This is a genomic window from Marinobacter sp. LM1 (assembly GCF_042763285.1).
Taxonomy (GTDB): domain Bacteria; phylum Pseudomonadota; class Gammaproteobacteria; order Pseudomonadales; family Oleiphilaceae; genus Marinobacter; species Marinobacter nauticus.
The window spans coordinates 4,094,294-4,112,361 of record NZ_CP114373.1; the positions used below are offsets into that span (position 1 = coordinate 4,094,294).

Annotated in this window: 12 protein-coding genes; 4 read left to right on the forward strand and 8 right to left on the reverse strand. The window is 58.4% G+C overall.

Features of this window, described 5'->3' with window-relative positions; translation table 11 throughout:
* Positions 1–4: 4 nt before the first annotated feature.
* Complete coding sequence (locus OZ656_RS19130) at positions 5–784, reverse strand: ATP-binding protein (RefSeq protein ID WP_023012126.1); 780 nt, start codon at positions 782–784, stop codon at positions 5–7.
* A gap of 181 nt (positions 785–965) precedes the next feature.
* On the opposite strand from OZ656_RS19130, the gene OZ656_RS19135 reads away from it, so the two are divergent.
* Positions 966–3,842, forward strand: coding sequence for a transporter substrate-binding domain-containing protein (locus tag OZ656_RS19135; protein ID WP_286894574.1), 2,877 nt, complete (start codon positions 966–968; stop codon positions 3,840–3,842).
* A gap of 16 nt (positions 3,843–3,858) precedes the next feature.
* Positions 3,859–4,830, forward strand: a complete 972-nt coding sequence (cysK, locus tag OZ656_RS19140) for a cysteine synthase A (RefSeq protein WP_288589728.1) — start codon at positions 3,859–3,861, stop codon at positions 4,828–4,830.
* 73 nt (positions 4,831–4,903) lie between these two features.
* On the opposite strand, the gene OZ656_RS19145 is transcribed toward cysK, so the two are convergent.
* The 3 genes from OZ656_RS19145 to OZ656_RS19155 form a co-directional block, all read right to left on the reverse strand.
* Positions 4,904–5,482, reverse strand: a complete 579-nt coding sequence (locus tag OZ656_RS19145; RefSeq protein WP_011787098.1) for an outer membrane beta-barrel protein — start codon at positions 5,480–5,482, stop codon at positions 4,904–4,906.
* Between the two features lie 120 nt (positions 5,483–5,602).
* Positions 5,603–5,899, reverse strand: coding sequence for a hypothetical protein (locus tag OZ656_RS19150; RefSeq protein ID WP_278350964.1), 297 nt, complete (start codon positions 5,897–5,899; stop codon positions 5,603–5,605).
* Positions 5,896–6,813, reverse strand: coding sequence for a triacylglycerol lipase (locus OZ656_RS19155; protein ID WP_288589729.1), 918 nt, complete (start codon positions 6,811–6,813; stop codon positions 5,896–5,898). The genes OZ656_RS19150 and OZ656_RS19155 overlap by 4 nt, the downstream gene beginning before the upstream one ends.
* Before the next feature lie 203 nt (positions 6,814–7,016).
* Between OZ656_RS19155 and OZ656_RS19160 the strand changes: the two genes are divergently transcribed.
* Complete coding sequence (locus OZ656_RS19160; RefSeq protein WP_278350962.1) at positions 7,017–7,616, forward strand: ATP-dependent zinc protease; 600 nt, start codon at positions 7,017–7,019, stop codon at positions 7,614–7,616.
* A gap of 1 nt (position 7,617) precedes the next feature.
* On the opposite strand, the gene OZ656_RS19165 is transcribed toward OZ656_RS19160, so the two are convergent.
* Positions 7,618–8,505: a DNA ligase gene (locus OZ656_RS19165; protein ID WP_379944802.1), complete on the reverse strand. Its 888-nt coding sequence runs from the start codon at positions 8,503–8,505 to the stop codon at positions 7,618–7,620.
* A 51-nt stretch (positions 8,506–8,556) separates the two neighbouring features.
* Positions 8,557–8,994, reverse strand: coding sequence for a YtoQ family protein (locus OZ656_RS19170; protein ID WP_014422944.1), 438 nt, complete (start codon positions 8,992–8,994; stop codon positions 8,557–8,559).
* A gap of 220 nt (positions 8,995–9,214) precedes the next feature.
* Here OZ656_RS19170 and OZ656_RS19175 point away from each other — a divergent pair, with 220 nt between their 5' ends.
* Positions 9,215–10,624, forward strand: coding sequence for an SPFH domain-containing protein (locus tag OZ656_RS19175; RefSeq protein WP_379944803.1), 1,410 nt, complete (start codon positions 9,215–9,217; stop codon positions 10,622–10,624).
* A 59-nt stretch (positions 10,625–10,683) separates the two neighbouring features.
* Here the strand turns inward: OZ656_RS19175 and OZ656_RS19180 are convergent, their stop codons facing one another.
* On the reverse strand, positions 10,684–15,933 hold the full coding sequence (locus OZ656_RS19180) for a DNA repair ATPase (protein ID WP_379944804.1): 5,250 nt from the start codon (positions 15,931–15,933) through the stop codon (positions 10,684–10,686).
* Between the two features lie 89 nt (positions 15,934–16,022).
* Complete coding sequence (locus tag OZ656_RS19185; protein WP_014422948.1) at positions 16,023–18,026, reverse strand: flotillin family protein; 2,004 nt, start codon at positions 18,024–18,026, stop codon at positions 16,023–16,025.
* Positions 18,027–18,068 lie beyond the last annotated feature (42 nt).

The window sequence follows — 18,068 nt, forward strand, 5'->3', positions numbered from 1 at the left end:
CGGTTCAGCAGAAGCGCGGGTCGCCGGCGAACTGGCGATAGAACTGCTGGGCAGTGCGGCCATTGCGCACGCCCTTGCCGGTGGCAAAACGCACCGCCTCCAGGTGCAGAGCTTCACGGTCCTGTACCTGGGAAAACAGCAGATCCACCGCCTGCAGATAGACATCCTGCGAAAACGGGTAGAACGACAACTGAAGACCGAACCTGTCGGCCAGCGACACCTGCTCCTCAATAGCCTCGGCCGGATGCAGTTCGCCATCCCGGACTTCGCTTTTGAGGTTGTCGCTCATGAACTCCGGCATCAAGTGGCGCCGATTAGACGTGGCATACACCCGCACATTCTCCGGCGGCAGCTCCAGTGAGCCTTCCAGCACGCTTTTCAATGCCTTGTAACCAGACTCCCCCACATCAAACGACAGGTCGTCACAATAGATGACAAACCGGAACGGCAGATCGCAGATGTCGTCGACAATTTCAGGCAGATTGACCAGGTCGTCCTTGTCCACCTCGATCATGCGCAAGCCCTGATCGCAATAGCGGTTCAGCAAGGCCTTGATCAGCGAAGATTTGCCCGTCCCCCGCGATCCCCAGAGCAGCGCATTATTGGAGGGCTCACCCGCCAGAAAACGTTCGGTGTTCCTTGCCAGTGCCTGCTTCTGGTGGTCGATGCCGGTCAGCGCCGGCCACTGCACCGGGTCCAGCCGGCGAATGGCCCGCAAGCCTGAACGATGCCTCCGCCAGACGGCGGCTGGTGTGTGTTGCCAATCAAACGCCTGTTCTGCCATGGGCTGCGGTTCCTCGTTGAAGATTTCACAAAGTCTGTATGAATTCTGGCCAGTTATGACTGTCAGAGGTTACGATTTGCAACTACACTGTAGCGGTAAGCAACATAGAAGGTTCATTTTGACAGTCCCCACGTTTTCAACGCTACAGCGCCCGATCTTAGTCGTCTCCCGGCTATCTTTCATGGCTCTGCTATTGTTGTTGGTTGTTGCCGGGCTCGCCCGGGCAGAGTCCCCTGCGGACAGACCTCCGGTGATTACCATCGGCGTAGTCGCCGATAACGAACCATACAGTTTTTTCGAGGGACGCATCCCAACGGGATTTTCCATTGACGTCCTGCGAGAAGTCGCTCGTAACGCCAACCTGACCTTCGATTTCCGGGCCGGCAGCTGGCCAGACATTTACGCGGCATTCCTGCGGGGCGATCTGGACGCCATTGATGGTATTTCCTGGCGCCCGGAGCGGGCTGAAAAGATCCTGTTTACCGAACCCTACCATTTTCGCGAAGTCTACCTGATGCGCGACAGCGCTCGTTACCTGCCCCCAATCCAGAATCTGAAGGACCTGGCAGGCCTGAAGATCGGGGTGGTGGAGAACATATACTACCTGGATCGGCTGCAGGAAGAAGACCTCACCATACAGACCTACGACACCCTGCCCAGCCTGGTGCGGGCCCTGGCCTTTGGCTGGGTGGATGTAGCCGTTGGCCCACGCCTGACTATGGAGTACCTGGCCAACCAGGCCGGCTTCCGTTTTCTGGAGATGGCCGGGCCCGCACCGCTGAACCAGTTATCGCGGGAAGACTTTCGAATTGGCGTCAGAGTTGGCGACCAGCTACTTCTAGACCGTTTACAGGCCGGGCTGGATGCCATTCCGACAAACCGCCTGAGTAATCTGCGCGAACGCTGGCAGGAGTTCGGTGGCTATTCTTCGGAACAATCCGCCAGGCTGCCTTTAAGTTCCGAACAACTACGGTTCCTGGCCAGCCTCGGGCCGGTTCGAGTTGGTTTCATGGACGATTATGCTCCGTTCAGCTTTACCGATGGCGGCCGAACCCTGGGCCTGAGCGTGGACGTTATGGATCGTCTGGCCGACCTTACCGGCCTGCAGATTATTCCGGTACGCGGCCAGTGGGACGAGCTGATTCCAATGCTGCAGAACGGCGATATCGATATCATGGCGAACATGTCCTATCGCCCGGAACGGGAAGCCTTTGCCCGTTTCACCGAGCCCTATCATACAATTCCCAATGTTGTTTTTACCCAAAGTGACAGCCTGAACTACACCCGGCTGGAGGACTTGGGCGACTACCGCCTGGCCATTGGTGCCGGCATCTATTACGAAGACGCAGTGAAAGAAATTCTGGGCACAGACAACCTGCTCACCTTCAGTGCTCAGGAGCCCATGTTCCAGGCACTGGCCAAGGGCGACGTGGATGTGGTGATCAATGCCCTGCATTCGGGCAATTACTGGATACATGAACTTGGCATCAGCGGCGTACGTATTGCCGGCGAACTGTTACTTCCCGGTTTCACCGGAGAGGACCTGCGTTTCGGCATCCGGCCGACCCTGTCGCCCCTGGCAGATATCCTGAACCAGGCTCTGGCGTCAATCTCACCCACCGAACAGAGAACCATCGAAACCCGCTGGCTCGGCGCCACGGCCCGCCGGGCAGATCAACCGAGTGGCCGAATTGAGTGGAACGAAACGGAATCCGACTGGCTGCGACAGCATAATCGCAGAGTCCGTATTTGTGTCGATCCGGACTGGAGCCCACTGGAAGCTGTCGAGAATGGCCAGCATGTTGGACTCTCAGCCCAGGTACTGGAGCTGTTCCGGGAACGGGGTGACCTCAATTTCCAACTGGTGCCAACCGACAGCTGGCGGGAATCCATCGACGCCGCCCGCGACCGCCGCTGTGACATGTTCCCTCTGGCTATGGAAACCCCGGAACGCACCAGCTATATGAGCTTCACCACACCCTACCTTGAAGTGCCTAATGTCATCATGGGGCGTATTGAGGCACCGTTTATAGAACGGCTGAGTGATATGGGAGACAGGCCCGTTGGCGTGGTCGACGGCTACGCGTTTGCCGAGCTCCTCAAGCAACGTTACCCCTCGCTGCAGCTTGTTCCGGTTGGCTCCGAGCAAGAAGGGTTACGGCAGCTGCAAAACGGCAAACTGGCCGGCTACATCACCACGCTGGCGACCGCCAGTTATTACATGCAGTCACTCGGCCTGGCCGACCTGAAAGTGATCGGCCGGGTTCCTGCCGACTGGTCTCTGGCCATTGCTACTCGAAATGACGAGCCTATACTGCACAACATCATGCAGCGGCTGGTTTCCAGCCTCACTCGAGAGGAGAGGGAAAACCTGGAGAGTACCTGGCGTAATCTCCGGATTGAGGAACGGGTTGATTACACCCGTTTCTGGCAGATTCTGATTGCCGGCCTTGTGATAACGGCTCTGCTGGTGTACTGGAATCGCAAGCTCGGCCGCCTGAACCGGGAGCTGGCCGAGGCCAACGAAGCATTATCACGGCTGAGCGTAACCGACAATCTCACTCAACTGGGTAATCGCAGCTATTTCGACCGCGAGTTTCCCCGCAGCTTCCAGTGGTGCCAGCGCCATAAAACCGGCTTCGCGGTGGCCATGGTGGATGCCGACCACTTCAAGAAAATCAACGACACCTGGGGCCATGAAGCCGGTGACCAGTGCCTTCAGGCACTGGCTGATGTGATGCGGGAGCACTTCCGCCGGGAAACCGACCGGTTGTCGCGTTTTGGTGGTGAGGAATTCATAATTTTCACCAGTTACGAAGACGCATCCGATATCATGGACCGACTGGAACGTTTCCGGACAGCGGTTGCCAACCGGCAGTGCGATACCTGCCAGGGTAGCCCGATCGAACTGACGGTCAGTATTGGCCTCGCCTATGGCGTGCCCGAGCCGACCGGCTCACCGGCGGAGTATCTGAGGCAGGCCGATCAGGCGCTCTACGCCGCCAAGGGCAATGGTCGAAACCGCCTGGAAGCAAGACAGACCGGACGCAAGACATAAGGAACAGGAGCAGAACATGGCACGTATCTATAACGACAATTCCCTCTCCATCGGTAACACACCGCTGGTGAAACTGAACCGGGTAAACGATGGCGCAACGATCTGGGCCAAGATCGAAGGCCGGAACCCGGCCTACTCGGTCAAATGCCGGATTGGTTCCGCCATGATCTGGGATGCTGAAAAACGCGGCACCCTGAAACCGGGCATGACCATTGTCGAGCCAACCAGTGGTAATACTGGCATTGCCCTTGCCTATGTCGCCGCTGCCCGCGGTTACAAGCTGATTCTCACCATGCCGGCCTCCATGAGTCTGGAGCGGCGCAAGGTTCTCAAGGCCCTGGGAGCCGAACTGGTACTCACCGAACCCGCCAAGGGTATGCCGGGCGCCATCGCCAAGGCCGAGGATATTTTTGCCTCCGACCCGGACAACCACTTCCTGCCGCAGCAGTTCCAGAATCCCGCTAACCCGAAGATTCACGAGGACACCACCGGCCCGGAAATCTGGGACGATACCGACGGTGAAGTGGATATCTTTGTTGCCGGCGTTGGTACCGGCGGCACGCTGACCGGCGTATCCCGATACATCAAGCAAACCCGGGGCAAAAGTATTACCACCGTGGCGGTGGAGCCGGCGGATTCACCGGTCATTGCCCAGACACTGCGGGGCGACGAGATCAAACCCTCCCCGCACAAGATTCAGGGTCTCGGTGCCGGCTTTGTACCCAAGAACCTAGACCTAGACCTGGTCGATCAGGTAGAGGCCGTGTCCAACGAGGACGCCATGGCCATGGCCCATCGCCTGATGCGGGAAGAGGGCATTCTGTGCGGTATTTCCTGCGGGGCTGCGGTGGTGGCCGCGATTCGGGTCAGCAAACAGCCGGAACACCAGGGCAAGAACATCGTGGTGGTGTTGCCGGATTCGGCCGAGCGTTACCTCTCGTCGGCCCTGTTTGCCGATACCTTTGGCGAGCTTGAGAACCAGCAGTAATTCTCACCGTGCCTGAATACAAAAAAGCGCAGCCTCTAAGGGCTGCGCTTTTTTTTAACGACTGACGCCAGTGTCAGAACTGGAATTTCAGACCAACCCGACCGGTATCGAAATCCGGACCGTCGTTGGTTACCTGGCCGTTGAAGTCGTCTTCATCGATGTCCACATTGTAGCGGTTGTACTCAGCAAACGCCGTCAGCTGTTCGGTTACCCGGAAGTCGACACCGGCACCGACAAAAGGATTCACCTCATCGTAGGTTTCGTCCTCATCGAAGGCTTCAACATCAAACGCGGAAGCAAACGCACCGGCCTTGGCATAAACGCCAAAGCTGTCGGTCAATGGCAGGCGACCGATGGCACTCAGGCCCGCGCCTTTGAGCTTGCCTTCCACGTCATCATCGCCGAAATTGCCAAAATCGATGTACTCGGCTTCAAGGGCAAAAAATTCGTTGAACTGATAGCCCAGAGCCGCGCCAAGCAGATCGTTCTCGTCCTCGAATTCGCCACCGTGGGCCTTGTATCCCCCGTAACTACCACTGATGTACGGTCCTGACTTGTCGCGGCTGACATTATCCTGAGCCCAGACAGCAGGGGCAGTGAAGACGGCAGCAGTCAGAACAGTTGCACACGCAAATCCAGCTTTGTAGCTCATAACGCGTTTTCCTCTGTGGTTGGGTTTTCCGTTCGTCAAAACGATCAATCGGAAATCCTGTTTCCCGATTGCGTAAAACCAGCCTACAGAAGAATTCAGGGGTACCGGGTTAAAACCGGACTAAGATTTATTCACTTTCCTGTCATCTCGTACCTGCAGATAACCGCCAGCAGCCCGCGCAACGGCAGCTCCCGCTAGCACCACACTGCCGTAACTCAGCCGGGAAATACCGTGGTGCCATACCCGAACCACTCTCGCTCCGGGCCGGGTAACCGGCACAGTTTCCAGTATCCGAAAGCTTTCTTCGGCTACCGATAAATGAACCCGCTGCAGTTTCACCGCGCCGTGTTGCACACCGTGAGCGAGAAGATCTACCAGGCCCAGCCACCAGTGCATGTCGCTATTACCGTTGTTCATACCAACCAGTCCTCCAGTTGCTGGCACACCGATGCATGGTGTGCCAGGCCGATATGATCCACACCCGGAAAATTCGCACAGCCCGCCAGTTGCCAGCCGGATTGGCCAGCGCCTTCAGCACTGGCCTGCTGCACCAAGGCGTCACCAAAGAGCAGGTTCACAGGGTGTTGTTGACCGCGCAGGAGCAGGCCACTGACCACATAGTGCCGGGCCTCCGGTAACAGTGGCTGGGGCTCCACACCGGGCTCCAGGACATCGCCCCGAGACAGATTACGGATACCCTGGCTACGCAGGTCGATCACTTCGCCAATCACCCTCAGATAGTCCCGGGATCTCCGATTTAACCAACCGGCAGCCCGGTGGGCACCAACCGCCAACCAGGAGCCATCGTGTGGCGAACCGATGTACACGCAATCCGGTGACCGGGTGATCCAGGCATGATTGTTCACCATGCCGTAGTGGCAGGCACTTCGAATCAGCAATCCGCCCATGCTGTGCCCGATCAGGATCAACCGCTGTACCGGGACGGGCCAGTTGCTGACCAGGGATTCAAGCAGGGCCGCCAGCTCCTGGCCGTTCCGATAGATCGGCCGGCCAGTGTTGAAACGCAGTTTCAGGGCGCTGGCATCGCCAAGCTGTTCCGCCAGATGGCTGCCATAGTGGTGCCCGGGCCGCGAGGGAAAATCCCATACCGACTCCAGCTCCATGAGTCCGTGGATGGACAGGCACAAAGTACGACCGGGCGCCTCGGGTTCCGGTTTCTCTACCTGCAGCTCTGTATCTCCGGCAAATACGGACATAGGAACGGCAAGACCATTGCCACGATGCTCCAGCCAGTCGCCAAGAAAGCCACTGGCGATGGCCGCTACCTGTTGCTGGATTCGCCCGGTTGAGACCTGAGGTGCCATCATCATCTCCTGTTGATAGCTCCAGTGTACGCCTGACAGGGACAAAGGCTATGGCGATAATCGGGCCAGAATACGGCTCACGGGCGAATGGCTGCCAACGCTTCGGCTCAAGGAAGTTTAATCTGCCGGCAAGGGCGACAGAGAGGGAATCCTGATACGCTTCCGAACCGTATTTGTCGTTTAACCGGGAAAATACAAGGAAGCATCTAATGCGATCTGCCGTTCTCTTACTCACTCTGACAAGCCTGATTTTTTCCGCGCTTCCGGCATCGGCCGAAAGCACAGAAGAGGCCACACCGGAACCCGAGGTTATGGGGTTTGTGGAATGGGTGGTAATGGGCGAAACCGGCATACGCCTGAAAGCCCGTCTCGACACCGGTGCCAAGACCTCCTCCCTGCATGCAGTCAATGTCGAACCATTCGAGAAGGACAATGAAGAATGGGTGCGGTTCCAACTGCCCTTGGGCGACCATGAAGACCAGCCCAGTGAAGGAGATATTGATCACGAAGAAGTGATTCTAGAATTCGAACGGCCGGTATACCGGACCGTACTGATCAAGCGCAAGGGCGCGCCGTCCCAACGCAGATACGTGATAAAAATGGACTTCTGTATTGGTGGTAAAACCCATGAAACCCAGTTTTCACTGACGGACCGGGGCAAGTTCTCTTATCCAGTGCTGCTGGGCCGACGTTTCATGCGTGATGACAACATCCTGATCGACTCAGGCCGCAGCTTTATCGTTGAAAACGAGTGTGAATACAGCACCCTCGAGGAGCTCGCCAAGAGTAAGAAGGCGCTGACAGGCTGAACTATTCGATACTCTCCGGTTCGTCATTACGAATTCTTAGAAAGCTGGCGAACCGGGGTAAGCCTGTAGCCGTGAGGCCGCGATAGCGGAACGTAACCCGGGCGCCAATAGCAGGCGGATTGTGCCGCTCCTCATCGGTAAACCCGGTGCCAAGCCGGAACCGGCGGCCACTCTCCAGCTCCACCTCCAGTGCCCCCAATAATCCCTCATACTTGCCCTGACCGGGAAGATGAGCAACCACCCTGGCTTCCGCATCCTGATGGCTTTTCACCTTGAGCAGGTCATCTGAACGGCCCGCCTGATACCAACTTTTCCGGCGTTTCAGCATCAGTCCTTCACCACCGGCTGCTACCGTTTGCTGAAGCCGGGCCATCAGCTCCTCGTGGCTGGCAATCACCCGCTGCTCCACCAGCACCAGATAACGGGAATCCGCCGCTGCCAAGAGTTTCTGCAACCGTCTATAGCGTTGCTCAAAAGGCCGATCTGGCTCGGGCAAATCAAAGACGTAGAAGCGCACCTGACGCCATTCCTGGTCTACTGGCTGAACTTTGCGGACTACGCCAGATAGTTCCGCAAAACGGCCACGACCGCTCCAGAGTTCGCCATCCAGCGGTTGAGCGGGAAACTGACGGGTAAACCAGGCCGGTGCGCTATACCTGTACCCGCCCCTAGACCAGAGCGTCTCGCCATCCCAGAATGCCCGGACACCGTCCAGCTTTTCACTGACCCAGTACTCTTCCAGGTTGACCCCGGGATGGTAGACATTGGCGAGCGGAAGAGCCGGCGGCCGGCCACTGGCGTGCCCAAACGCTGAAAGGAAGATTGATACAACAATAAAACTGAATGCCAGAGGCATCGCCCTGACACGGGTGGTATTGCAGAGTGGCATAGTCCTTTGCCCTGTTACGTCCCTGTTTACAGAATTCCGATATTGCGGCTCTTAAGCCGTTACATACTTCAGCAGCTCTACCACCTGTTCCGGCGTTTGAGCCCATGCCATGGCGGCGGCGTCCACTTCTTTGAGCGGATGCACAATGTCTTCGTCATGCAGGGTAATGTATGGCGTGCCCATGGCCGCACAATAACCGGCGTCGAAGGCCGCGTTCCACTGCTTGTACTTGTCGCCAAAGCGGATGACCGCCAGATCACACTGCTCAAGCAGGGTTTTGGTGCGGATGGCGTTTACCTTGGACGACTGGTGGTCACGCCAGAAATTGTTTTCCGGCTTGCCCAGGAAGTCACCTGCGGCATCACTGGATTCGTGATCGGTATTGGCAGACGTGAACTCTACCGGCAGGCCGGCCGCCTCAGCACCCGCAGCAATCTGCTCGCGCCAGTCGGTGTGGATTTCGCCAGAAAGGTATACGGTCCAGATCATGTTGGGCTCCTTACGCCAGTTTAAAGCCGGCCAGTCTAACCTACGGGCCGGCTTTAATGTAGGCGCCTGGACGACCACCGCAGCATGGCGCTCTCAAGCCAGTGACGTTACTGCCGGCCACATGCAGACTTTTCCCACAAAAATCTGACTGATCTTCCTACACACTATTTACGACATTCCGGTACATTCTGCCGCCCCAAGAACCCATCTGGAGTATCGAATGGACGCCCCGGCAATCTCACGGACAGAGAAAATGCTCTCTGCTGTTCTGAATAATCTGAAAAAATATCTGTTGGCCATCGCAAGCTCGCTGTTCGCGGTCTTCCTGGCCATGTCTTCCTTTTTTACCACGGAGCTGGGCTACACCTATGTGGTTCAGGACACCCTGTTTGGCACCATCCGCGTGTTCACCGAGCCCGGCCTGCACTTCAAGGTACCGTTCTTCTCAAACGTTTATACCTACAATCAGGCCATGACCCTGAGTTTCGGTAACCAGGAGAGTGGTGAAAAGATCAAATCCACCCGGCAGCTGGGCGAAGTAGAGGTGCAGTTCGCTGACACCTACACCGCCCGGATTCCGGCCACTTTCCGGTTCCGACTGTCAGCAGATCCGGAAAAGATTGTGGCTATGCATCGTGAGTTCCGTAGCTACGACAACCTGATCGATTCCCTGCTGATCAAGAACGCCAAAAACGTGACCGTAGTGACCGCCACCCAGTACACCGGCGAAGAGTTCTTCCAGGGTGGTCTGAACAAGTTCAAGGTTCAACTGGAAGACCAGTTGCAGAATGGCCTTTACGAAACCGAGCGACAGCAGGTGGAAGTGGAGCAGACCGACCTGGCTGCCGTATCTTCAACCAATGACGACGGCGACCGGCTGGAGCGGAAAGTGCAGCTGGTCTGGAAGAACATCATCCTGCAGGACAGCGCCGGCCAAGCCAAGCGCATTGCCAACCCGCTGGATGCTTATGGCATTCAGGTACGCCAGGTGACCATTGGTCGTCCGCTGCCCGAGAAGCGACTGGATGAGCTGCTGGTGAAAAAGAAGGACCTGGTCGCCAAGCGGATTACCGCGATCCAGGCCCAGGAAACCGCCCGCGCCGAAGCCAAAACCGCGCAGCTGGAAAAAGAGATCGAAAAGGCCAGGGCCATCCAGGACGCCCAGCGCAGCAAAGAACTGGCCATTATTTCCAAGCAGAAAGAAGTGGAAATGGAGCGCCAGCAGGCAGAACTGGAGACCGTCCGCAAAGAAAAAGAAAAGGCCGTAGCCGTGCTGGAGAAACAGAAGCAGCTGGAAATCTCGGTTGCTGAAAGAGGCATCCAGAAAGCCAATGCCGAAGCCGCCACCTACGCTGCAAAAGCCATTCGTGAGCAAGGCCTGGCGGAAGCCGAAGTCGCCAAGGCACACCTGCTGGCCAAACAGGCCGCCCGGGATATCTATATGGCCGAAATCCAGCGCGATATCGCCCAGGTAATGTACCCGGCCCTGAAGGACGTAACCATCGACATGCCGGACTACTATGTCGGAGCCGACGCAGGCGCCAGCCCGGTCAGTAGCCTGGAAGTATTTACCAGTCTTGGTGCTATGGAGCAGTTGCGCCGGTCTTCAGGACAGACCATCCCTCAGTAAAGCCAACGCATTGATACCGGGGTGGGCGATCCAGACATTCGCCCCCGGTATCAACGTGGTCAACCGGCCAGCAAACGCTCCTGCAGCTCCCGGATCACCCGCAACACCCGGCTCATGTCACTCTGGGTTTTCAAATCCAGATCCAGCTTGCCATCCATGGTTTTCACCAGCGGCACAATGGATTCTTCAAAGATCCGGGCGAAGGCCATCAGCGCGTCGCCCACCTGGGGCGGGCTGTCCAGGTTGACGGTGACAGCGGGATTCAGCTGTACCGATTGCAGGCCTTCGCTGAGGCCGGTTTCGAGGGAACGGGACAACTGGCTCAGAGCCTTGTCCAGATCGGGTTCCGGGTGTTTTCCGCTGTCCAGTCCGGCAACCAGCTGTTGCCCCAGTTGCTGCAGATGTTCCGAGATCAGCCCCAGTTGGCGAACCACTTTCACCCCGGTTTCCTCGTCGCCACCGGCTTGCTGACGGCGGCGGTATTCTTCACAGATGGCCTGCCAGCGTGCCGCTTCTTCGTCGTTCATGGTGCCGCGCATCTGCTTGAGCTTGAGCAGGTTTTCTTCGGCGCCGTAGGTCAGCAGCTGAGCCTCGCCCTGGTAGTGGTCATCAATCAGGGCTTCCAGTTCCTGGTCACTCATCACCGGCGACAGCTTCTCCGCCAGCTTGTTCATGTTCCGGTAACTGCCCTGCAGCTTGAAGGTGGGCTCGGTGCGGTACGCTTCTGCCTGGGCGCTGGAGGCAATGTAAGCCTGATTGACCCGCAACACGGTTTCCCGCACCCGGATCATTTTCTTCAACAGGGCAACGATTTCATCGCGCTCGGCGGCGCTGTAGTCGTGTTCAAAGTCCGAATCCGCCACCGTTTTGCCTTCGGCCAGATCGGCGAACCGGTAAAAGTCCGCCATGCCCCGGGTGGCCAGCGGTGCCAGCACCCGGTTGGAGCTCAGGCTGTTCTCGATGTAGGACAGCGCAAAGGCATGCTCCATGCCCGAGAGCACGTCACCCAGGTTGTAGATGTCGGCCCGGTTGGCGAGCATGTCGGGGACCTTGAAGACTTCGCCGCTCTCGGTGTAGGGGTTACCCGCCATCACCACACAGAAACGTTTGCCACGCATGTCGTAGGTGCGGGTCTTGCCGCGCCACACCCCTTCTATGCGGCGCGTGCCGTCACACAGGGAGATAAACTTCTGCAGGAATTCGGGGTGAGTGTGCTGGATATCGTCCAGATACAACATCACGTTGTTGCCCATTTCCAGCGCCAGGTTGAGCTTGATCAGCTCTGCTTCGGCGGTGGAATGAGGTGCCTTTTCGGGATCCAGCGACATCACGTCGTGGCCCAGGCTCGGGCAGTTGATCTTCATGAAGATCAGACCCAGGCGGTTGGCCACGTATTCCATCAGCGTGGTTTTACCGTAGCCCGGCGGCGAGATCATCATCAGCAGCCCGGACTGGTCGGTGCGGCGGTCTTCACCCGCCGTGCCCATCTGCTTGGCCAGGTTATCGCCAATGATCGGCAGGTAACTCTCGCTGATCAGCTTGTTACGTACGAACGACGACAACGGGCGGGGCCGGAACTCGTCCAGCCGTAACTGGCCACGCCATTTCTCCAGTACCTGTTGCCGCACCTCCTGCAACTGCTGCCAGCCAGGAATGATCTCCTGCTGGTGATATCGCAGACGCTCGTCAAATTCATCCAGTTGCAGGCTGAGCGTGCGCTCTTCAATGCGAGGGTGTTGGCCCAGCAGACCCTCAATCTGGAACGCCAGTTCCACACTGCGGACCGAGGTTTTCACCGTTTCGCCCACGTTCAGCACGACCACGGCCTCCGGAAGATAGTGCAGCAGATGCTGCTGATCCGTCTTGGCCATCCAGGCTTTCAACCAGTGGCTGGTGATGCTCCAGCGAGCGGCCGGCTGATCGGCCACGACCTCCAGTGCCTGCTGATACTGGGCAAACTGGTTATCCCGTTTCAGTGCCTCGACAAAGCCGGTTGCCAGATCCCCGGCATAGCGAGTGATATCGAAGGCTTCGGATTCTTCCGCCAGCTGCCGTACCAGGTACTGGGCTGCGGAATGCACCAGGCTGCGCCCATCGCTGCCCGGCCCGGCCAGGCTCAATTGCTGTTCTTCCACAAAGTTTGCGAGCTGCGGTTCCAGTTCCTGTTGCAGGGATTCCAGCAGCTCATCGGACTGCATCATGCGGCTGAGGATGCCGGCAGACAGGCACCGGGAACGCAGTTGCTGGCCCGCGCTCTGTTGCTGGCTCAACCCGGCCCAGAACAGCATGGCCAGTGCCCGCGCCCTGGGGCTGAAGCGCAGCAGCCCGGCGTTCTGAATCGCCGGCCACAGCGTACTGACAATCAGCGCTGCGTCGTGATCGTGGATGCCTTTTTCGTAGCCCTCCCGGTATCGGGGCGAGGCGAACTTGCGGATGTAACCGGTCAGCTCATCCAGATCCGCGACATTGACCGGCAGGTCTCCGGTCTTGCGGAACTCCTCGATCACCAGTGCCGACAGATACTCCGCCCGGTACACCCGGTCGGATTCCGAGGGCTGGCTCATGTTCCAGTAGCCCCGGAGGCGATCCAGCTCGGGCTCCTCCAGGCGCTCGTAATACTGGGTCCCAGTCAGGTGCAGCAGCACATGATCGTCCCGGGGAATCAGGGTCAGATCCAGCTCCCGCTGGTTAACGCTGAACTTGTGCTTACCCAGCCGGATAACGGCACCGCCATCCTCAAAGATATCGGCTTTATCCCGAACGCTGCGCAGGGCGGTGTCCTGAGCCGCTTTGAGCTGGCCCAAGCAATCGTCCGCCTCCATGGCGGCACCCAGCTCCCGCAACTCTCCGGCCATGCTGCGCAACCGGCTAACCATGGCATCAGAGGCGAAGAAGGCATGCAGCTCTTCCGGGCTGCTGAAACGTTCGGTACGGCGGCCCAGATTCTTGAGAATACGGGCGGCGGCATCGGTGAGCGTGGTTACCCGGCGCTGTTGCTGATCCTGGAGCTGCTGGCGCCGTGCCTCGATGCTCTCATGGGCGTTCTCACGCTGCTCCAGAATGGCCGCCAGGAACTCGTCATATTCGCCAAACTGGCTTTCCAGCTCCTGCAGCTGATCCAGCATCCGGGTCATCAGACCATCGCATTCGCGCACATCCGACAGCGCGCTGACGCCGTTCGCCAGGCTCTGCTCAAACAGCCGGATACGTGCAGCGAACTGGGCCCGGGCTTCCGCACTGCCCTGCTCTTTCAGCCGGATTTCCGCTTCGGAACGCTGCTGGTTGATGGTGGCGTAGATGCCGGAGATGTTATCGGTGATCGCCGTTTCCAGCGCGGCATCGTCACCGCCCATGGACGCCAGCATGCCCTGGATCATGTCCAGGCCTTCGGTCAGTTCCCGATAGCGATCGACAATCTTCTTCAGGGCATCCCGGCTGTCGGCCTCGGCCAGCGCAGTCTGCAACTCGGTCAGGGTCTGGCGGTAGCCATCCAGCGCCTCCGGCGACGCCAGGAAACGGAAGGTGCGCTCGGTCAGCCGGTCCTCAGCCTCGGCCAGCTCCTCTTCAAGAGTGTCGATACGGGCTTTGTCGGCGTAACGCCGATCATTGAGGGTTCGCACCCGGCCGCGATGATCGCGCAAACGTGCCAGGTAACTGACAAACTGATCCGGTGCTTTCCAGCTATCCGGTTTCAGTTCCCGCATCAGCGCGCCCTGGTCCTGAGCGACCTCGGTAATGGCAGCTTCAGTCTGGGCGCGAATACTCTGGACTTTCTCATACTCATCCAGCACCAGCTCTGCGGTGCCTCGGATGGTGCTGAGCTGTTGGTTTAACCCGGCAAACAGGGCTTCTTCCTGGCGCGCTGACAGCCAGAAAAACTGGTCCAGAATACGGTCCACGGTACGAATCAGGTTGGTGAAATGCCGCTCACTGGCGCTGGCGCCCTCCACCAGGGTAACCACCGTATTCAGCTCGGCAATTCCCCGCACCAGCTCGGGATTGCCAATGCGCGCCAGCTCGGAATCGTTGGCGACGTTCGCCGCAGCGTGGAAACTTTCAGAAGTGAACGGCGTTTCCCACACCTGCAACGGGTGCACCAGCGTAGGTTCCTTGTCGGCATTGAAAATCACCAGATGCCCGTTTTCGAACAGGGCGTAACCGTGGCCAATCAGTGGCACATCCGCCTGTTTGCGAATCAGGTTGTAGCGGAACAGGATCACCTGACCAGTGCGCTGTTCGAAGAAGACATACAGCATGTCTTCGCCGTTGGGGGCCCGCAAGGTACGCTTGAGCCGGAAATCCCCGTCGGGAATCTGGAAGGTTTTCAGCTCGCCGGTACTCAGGTAGTAACCCGACGGAAAAATCAGGCCGTGATTGTCCGGCAGCGACGCGACGGAACCGGCCATGGCGTCAACGCGCTCGATCTTGCGCTCGGTGCGATTGAACAGGTAATAGCGCCAGTGTTCTTCGTTAAACGGCAGAATCCGTACCAGCAGAATCTCGCCCAGATCGGCAAAATCGAAGCTGGCGTCGTCCAGTGACTGGGAATCGGACTCCACCGGGTCCGAGTAGATGCCTTCGCCGGTGGAGGTGTTGTTCTCCACCTTGAAAGTAATGTTGCCCCGCAGGTTATCCACAAACAGGGTGTCGGCGATGTTCAGGTGCGGAGAGCGGCCCTGAACCTGGCTGTCGCGGCCCACGGTTTTCCAGGGAAAACTGAAACGTTCCGGGAAAGACAGATCGCGCTCGCCGCGATTATCAATGTAGCGGCTGACCTCACCATCGGGCTTCAGCTCCCAGCGAAACACCCGAAGATCATCGAGTTTGTCACCGATGCGAAACGCCATCAGCAACATGCCTTTGAGAATCACCAGTTGCGACAGCGTGGCGGTGTTGTAGTACTGCTGGAGTTCCCGGAAGTCGGTGGCGAAGCGTTCATCCTTGAGAAACGAGCCCTCAATGGCCGCTTCGGTCATCTCGAAGCCGCTGTCGCCGTCGTTCAGGTGGTACAGCCGGAACACGTCCTCAATCACCAGCGTCTTGCGCAAGCCCAGCTGTAGATTGAAACCGAACAACAGCTTGTCGCCCAGACGCACCACATCCCTGGCGATGGCGTTGTTTTCGGTTCGCACCCGGGCCCGGCCCAGCACGTTCATGCCGGCACTGCCAAAGATCTCTTCGCGGGCCTGGTTCAGCCCGGACACCTGCTCACGCAGTTGCCCGCCATGCTCTTTCAGCCTGCGCTTGATGGTTTCAAAGGCTGAACCTTCCTGAACAATGCTTTCGAGCTCGGTGCGATCCGTCGACATACCAAATCATCCTGAACCAAAGAGGGGAATGCGGTTAGGGGAAAGCACTCCCGGCACCTTGGATCCGGTACCGGGAGCCATCGGCCTTATCAGGCCGTCTCGGAACTGCGGTTAGGCTTTTCACCTGCCACCCGGCCGGCAATGTTCGAGAGCGCCGCCTGCAGCGAGGGGGACTTGTCCAGCACGCCCTGAACACTCTTGCCGTAGCCAAGGCCCTGGGCAAACTTCTCGAAAATGCCGCCGTCGCCGCCGATCATTTCGAACTTGGCGTCTTTCAGGGCAGCAGCCATAACCCGGCCATTTTCCAGCATGCCAGCCTTCTGGGCGTCGATCTGGGCCATCACTTCCTTCTCATGAACTTCCAGGTTCATGCGGAACTCTTCAAAGTGACGGGATTCCTCAGACATGCCATCGTAGGCCTTGAGTTTCTCAACCAGACCAGCCGCTTCGGCCTTGGCCATGGCTTCGCGGGCTTCGGCTTTGGCGTGGCCCATGCGCTGCTCACCTTCGGCTTCGGCCAGAACCATAGCCTTACGGGCATCGGCCTTGGCAACACCCAGTTTCTCTTCACCCATGGCTTCGGTTTCCAGACGCTGCTCAAGCACCCGAACCTCGGCCATGCCGGCTTCTTCATCGGCCTTGGCGGTAACCGATTTGACCTCGGCGCGGGCCAGACCATCGGCCCGGATGGCAGACGCCTGAGCTTCCTTGACCTGCGCTTCAGCAAGGCCATCGGCAGCCGCCATGGCCTGGCGACCACGGGCCAGTTTCTCGTCAGCCACCGATTTTTTCTCGGCCGCGTCCATTTCCGCCTGGGCGGTAACCCGAACCTGCTCGGCTTCCAGCTTGGAGCGCTCAAATGCCGCCTCCGCCGCTTTCACATCTTTCAGCTTCAGTTCTTCGGCTTCGGCTTCGGCCGCCACCACTTTCTTCACCTTCAGGCGGTCTGCTTCAGAACGGTTGCGAACATCCTTGATGTTCTCTTCCTCTTCCGCCACGTTGCGCTCAACGGCAATACGCTGGCTGGTGATATCGGCAATTTCCTTGCGTTCTTCTTCCAGCGCCTTTTCCATGCCAATGCGCTCGATTTCCACCGCCCGCTCACGGTTAACATCCTCGAGCTCCCGGGCCTGGCGAATACGCACTTCTTCAATCTGCACCGCACGCTCGCGGGCTTTCATGGCCATTTCAATCTGGCGCTGCTTGTTTTCGTCCGCAATCGCCAGTTCTTCATCTGTCTTGATGCGAGCGGCTTCGGCACGGGCCCGCTCCTGCTCACGCACCTGCTCGGTTTCCGAAGTCTCACGGGCCTGCAGGGTTTCAATTTCCCGGCGCTGACGCGCTTCGGCTTCGGCCTGGCTGCGTTCCAGTTCCAGCGACGCTTCCCGGGCCGAGACGTTCTTACGCTGGATTTCCAGCTCCTGGTCCCGCTCCAGACGGTTGGTTTCCACATTGTGGAGGGCGGTGATTTCGGTAATCCGCTTGATGCCCTCGGAATCCAGGATGTTGTTCGGGTCCAGCGAGGTCTTCGGCGTTTGCTCCAGGTAGTCGATGGCCACGTCTTCCAGCACGTAACCGTTCAGGTCTTCACCGATGGTCTCGACGATGGAATCGCGGAAGCGCTGACGCTCCTCAAACAGCTGCATGAACTCGAGTTTCTTACCAACGGTCTTCAGCGCTTCACTGAACTTGGCATTGAACAGCTCGTTCACGGCATCGCGGTCTGAGGCACGGCCCACACCCACCGATTTCGCCACCCGCAGCACGTCTTCCTGGGTTTCATTCACCCGCAGATAGAAGGCAACGGTAATGTCGGCCCGCAGGTTGTCCTTACAGATCAGCCCTTCCTTGCCGGTACGGTTAAGCTCCAGGGTAATGACCGAGATTTTCATGGTCTCGGCGCGGTGGATAACCGGCAACACCATGGCCCCGGTGAAATACACCTTGGGTGTGGGCGACAGGTCGTTCACGATCAGGGCCTGGCCCTGGTCCACCTTGCGGTAAAACGCCTTGAACAGGGCCAGTATGCCCAGTATCAGCAGAACCAGGACCCCGACGGTCATGATTGCTGGCATCATCCAAGATAAGTCCATTTAGTCATTCTCCTGCGCTGATTGAAGGAAGTAGGTGCGGGG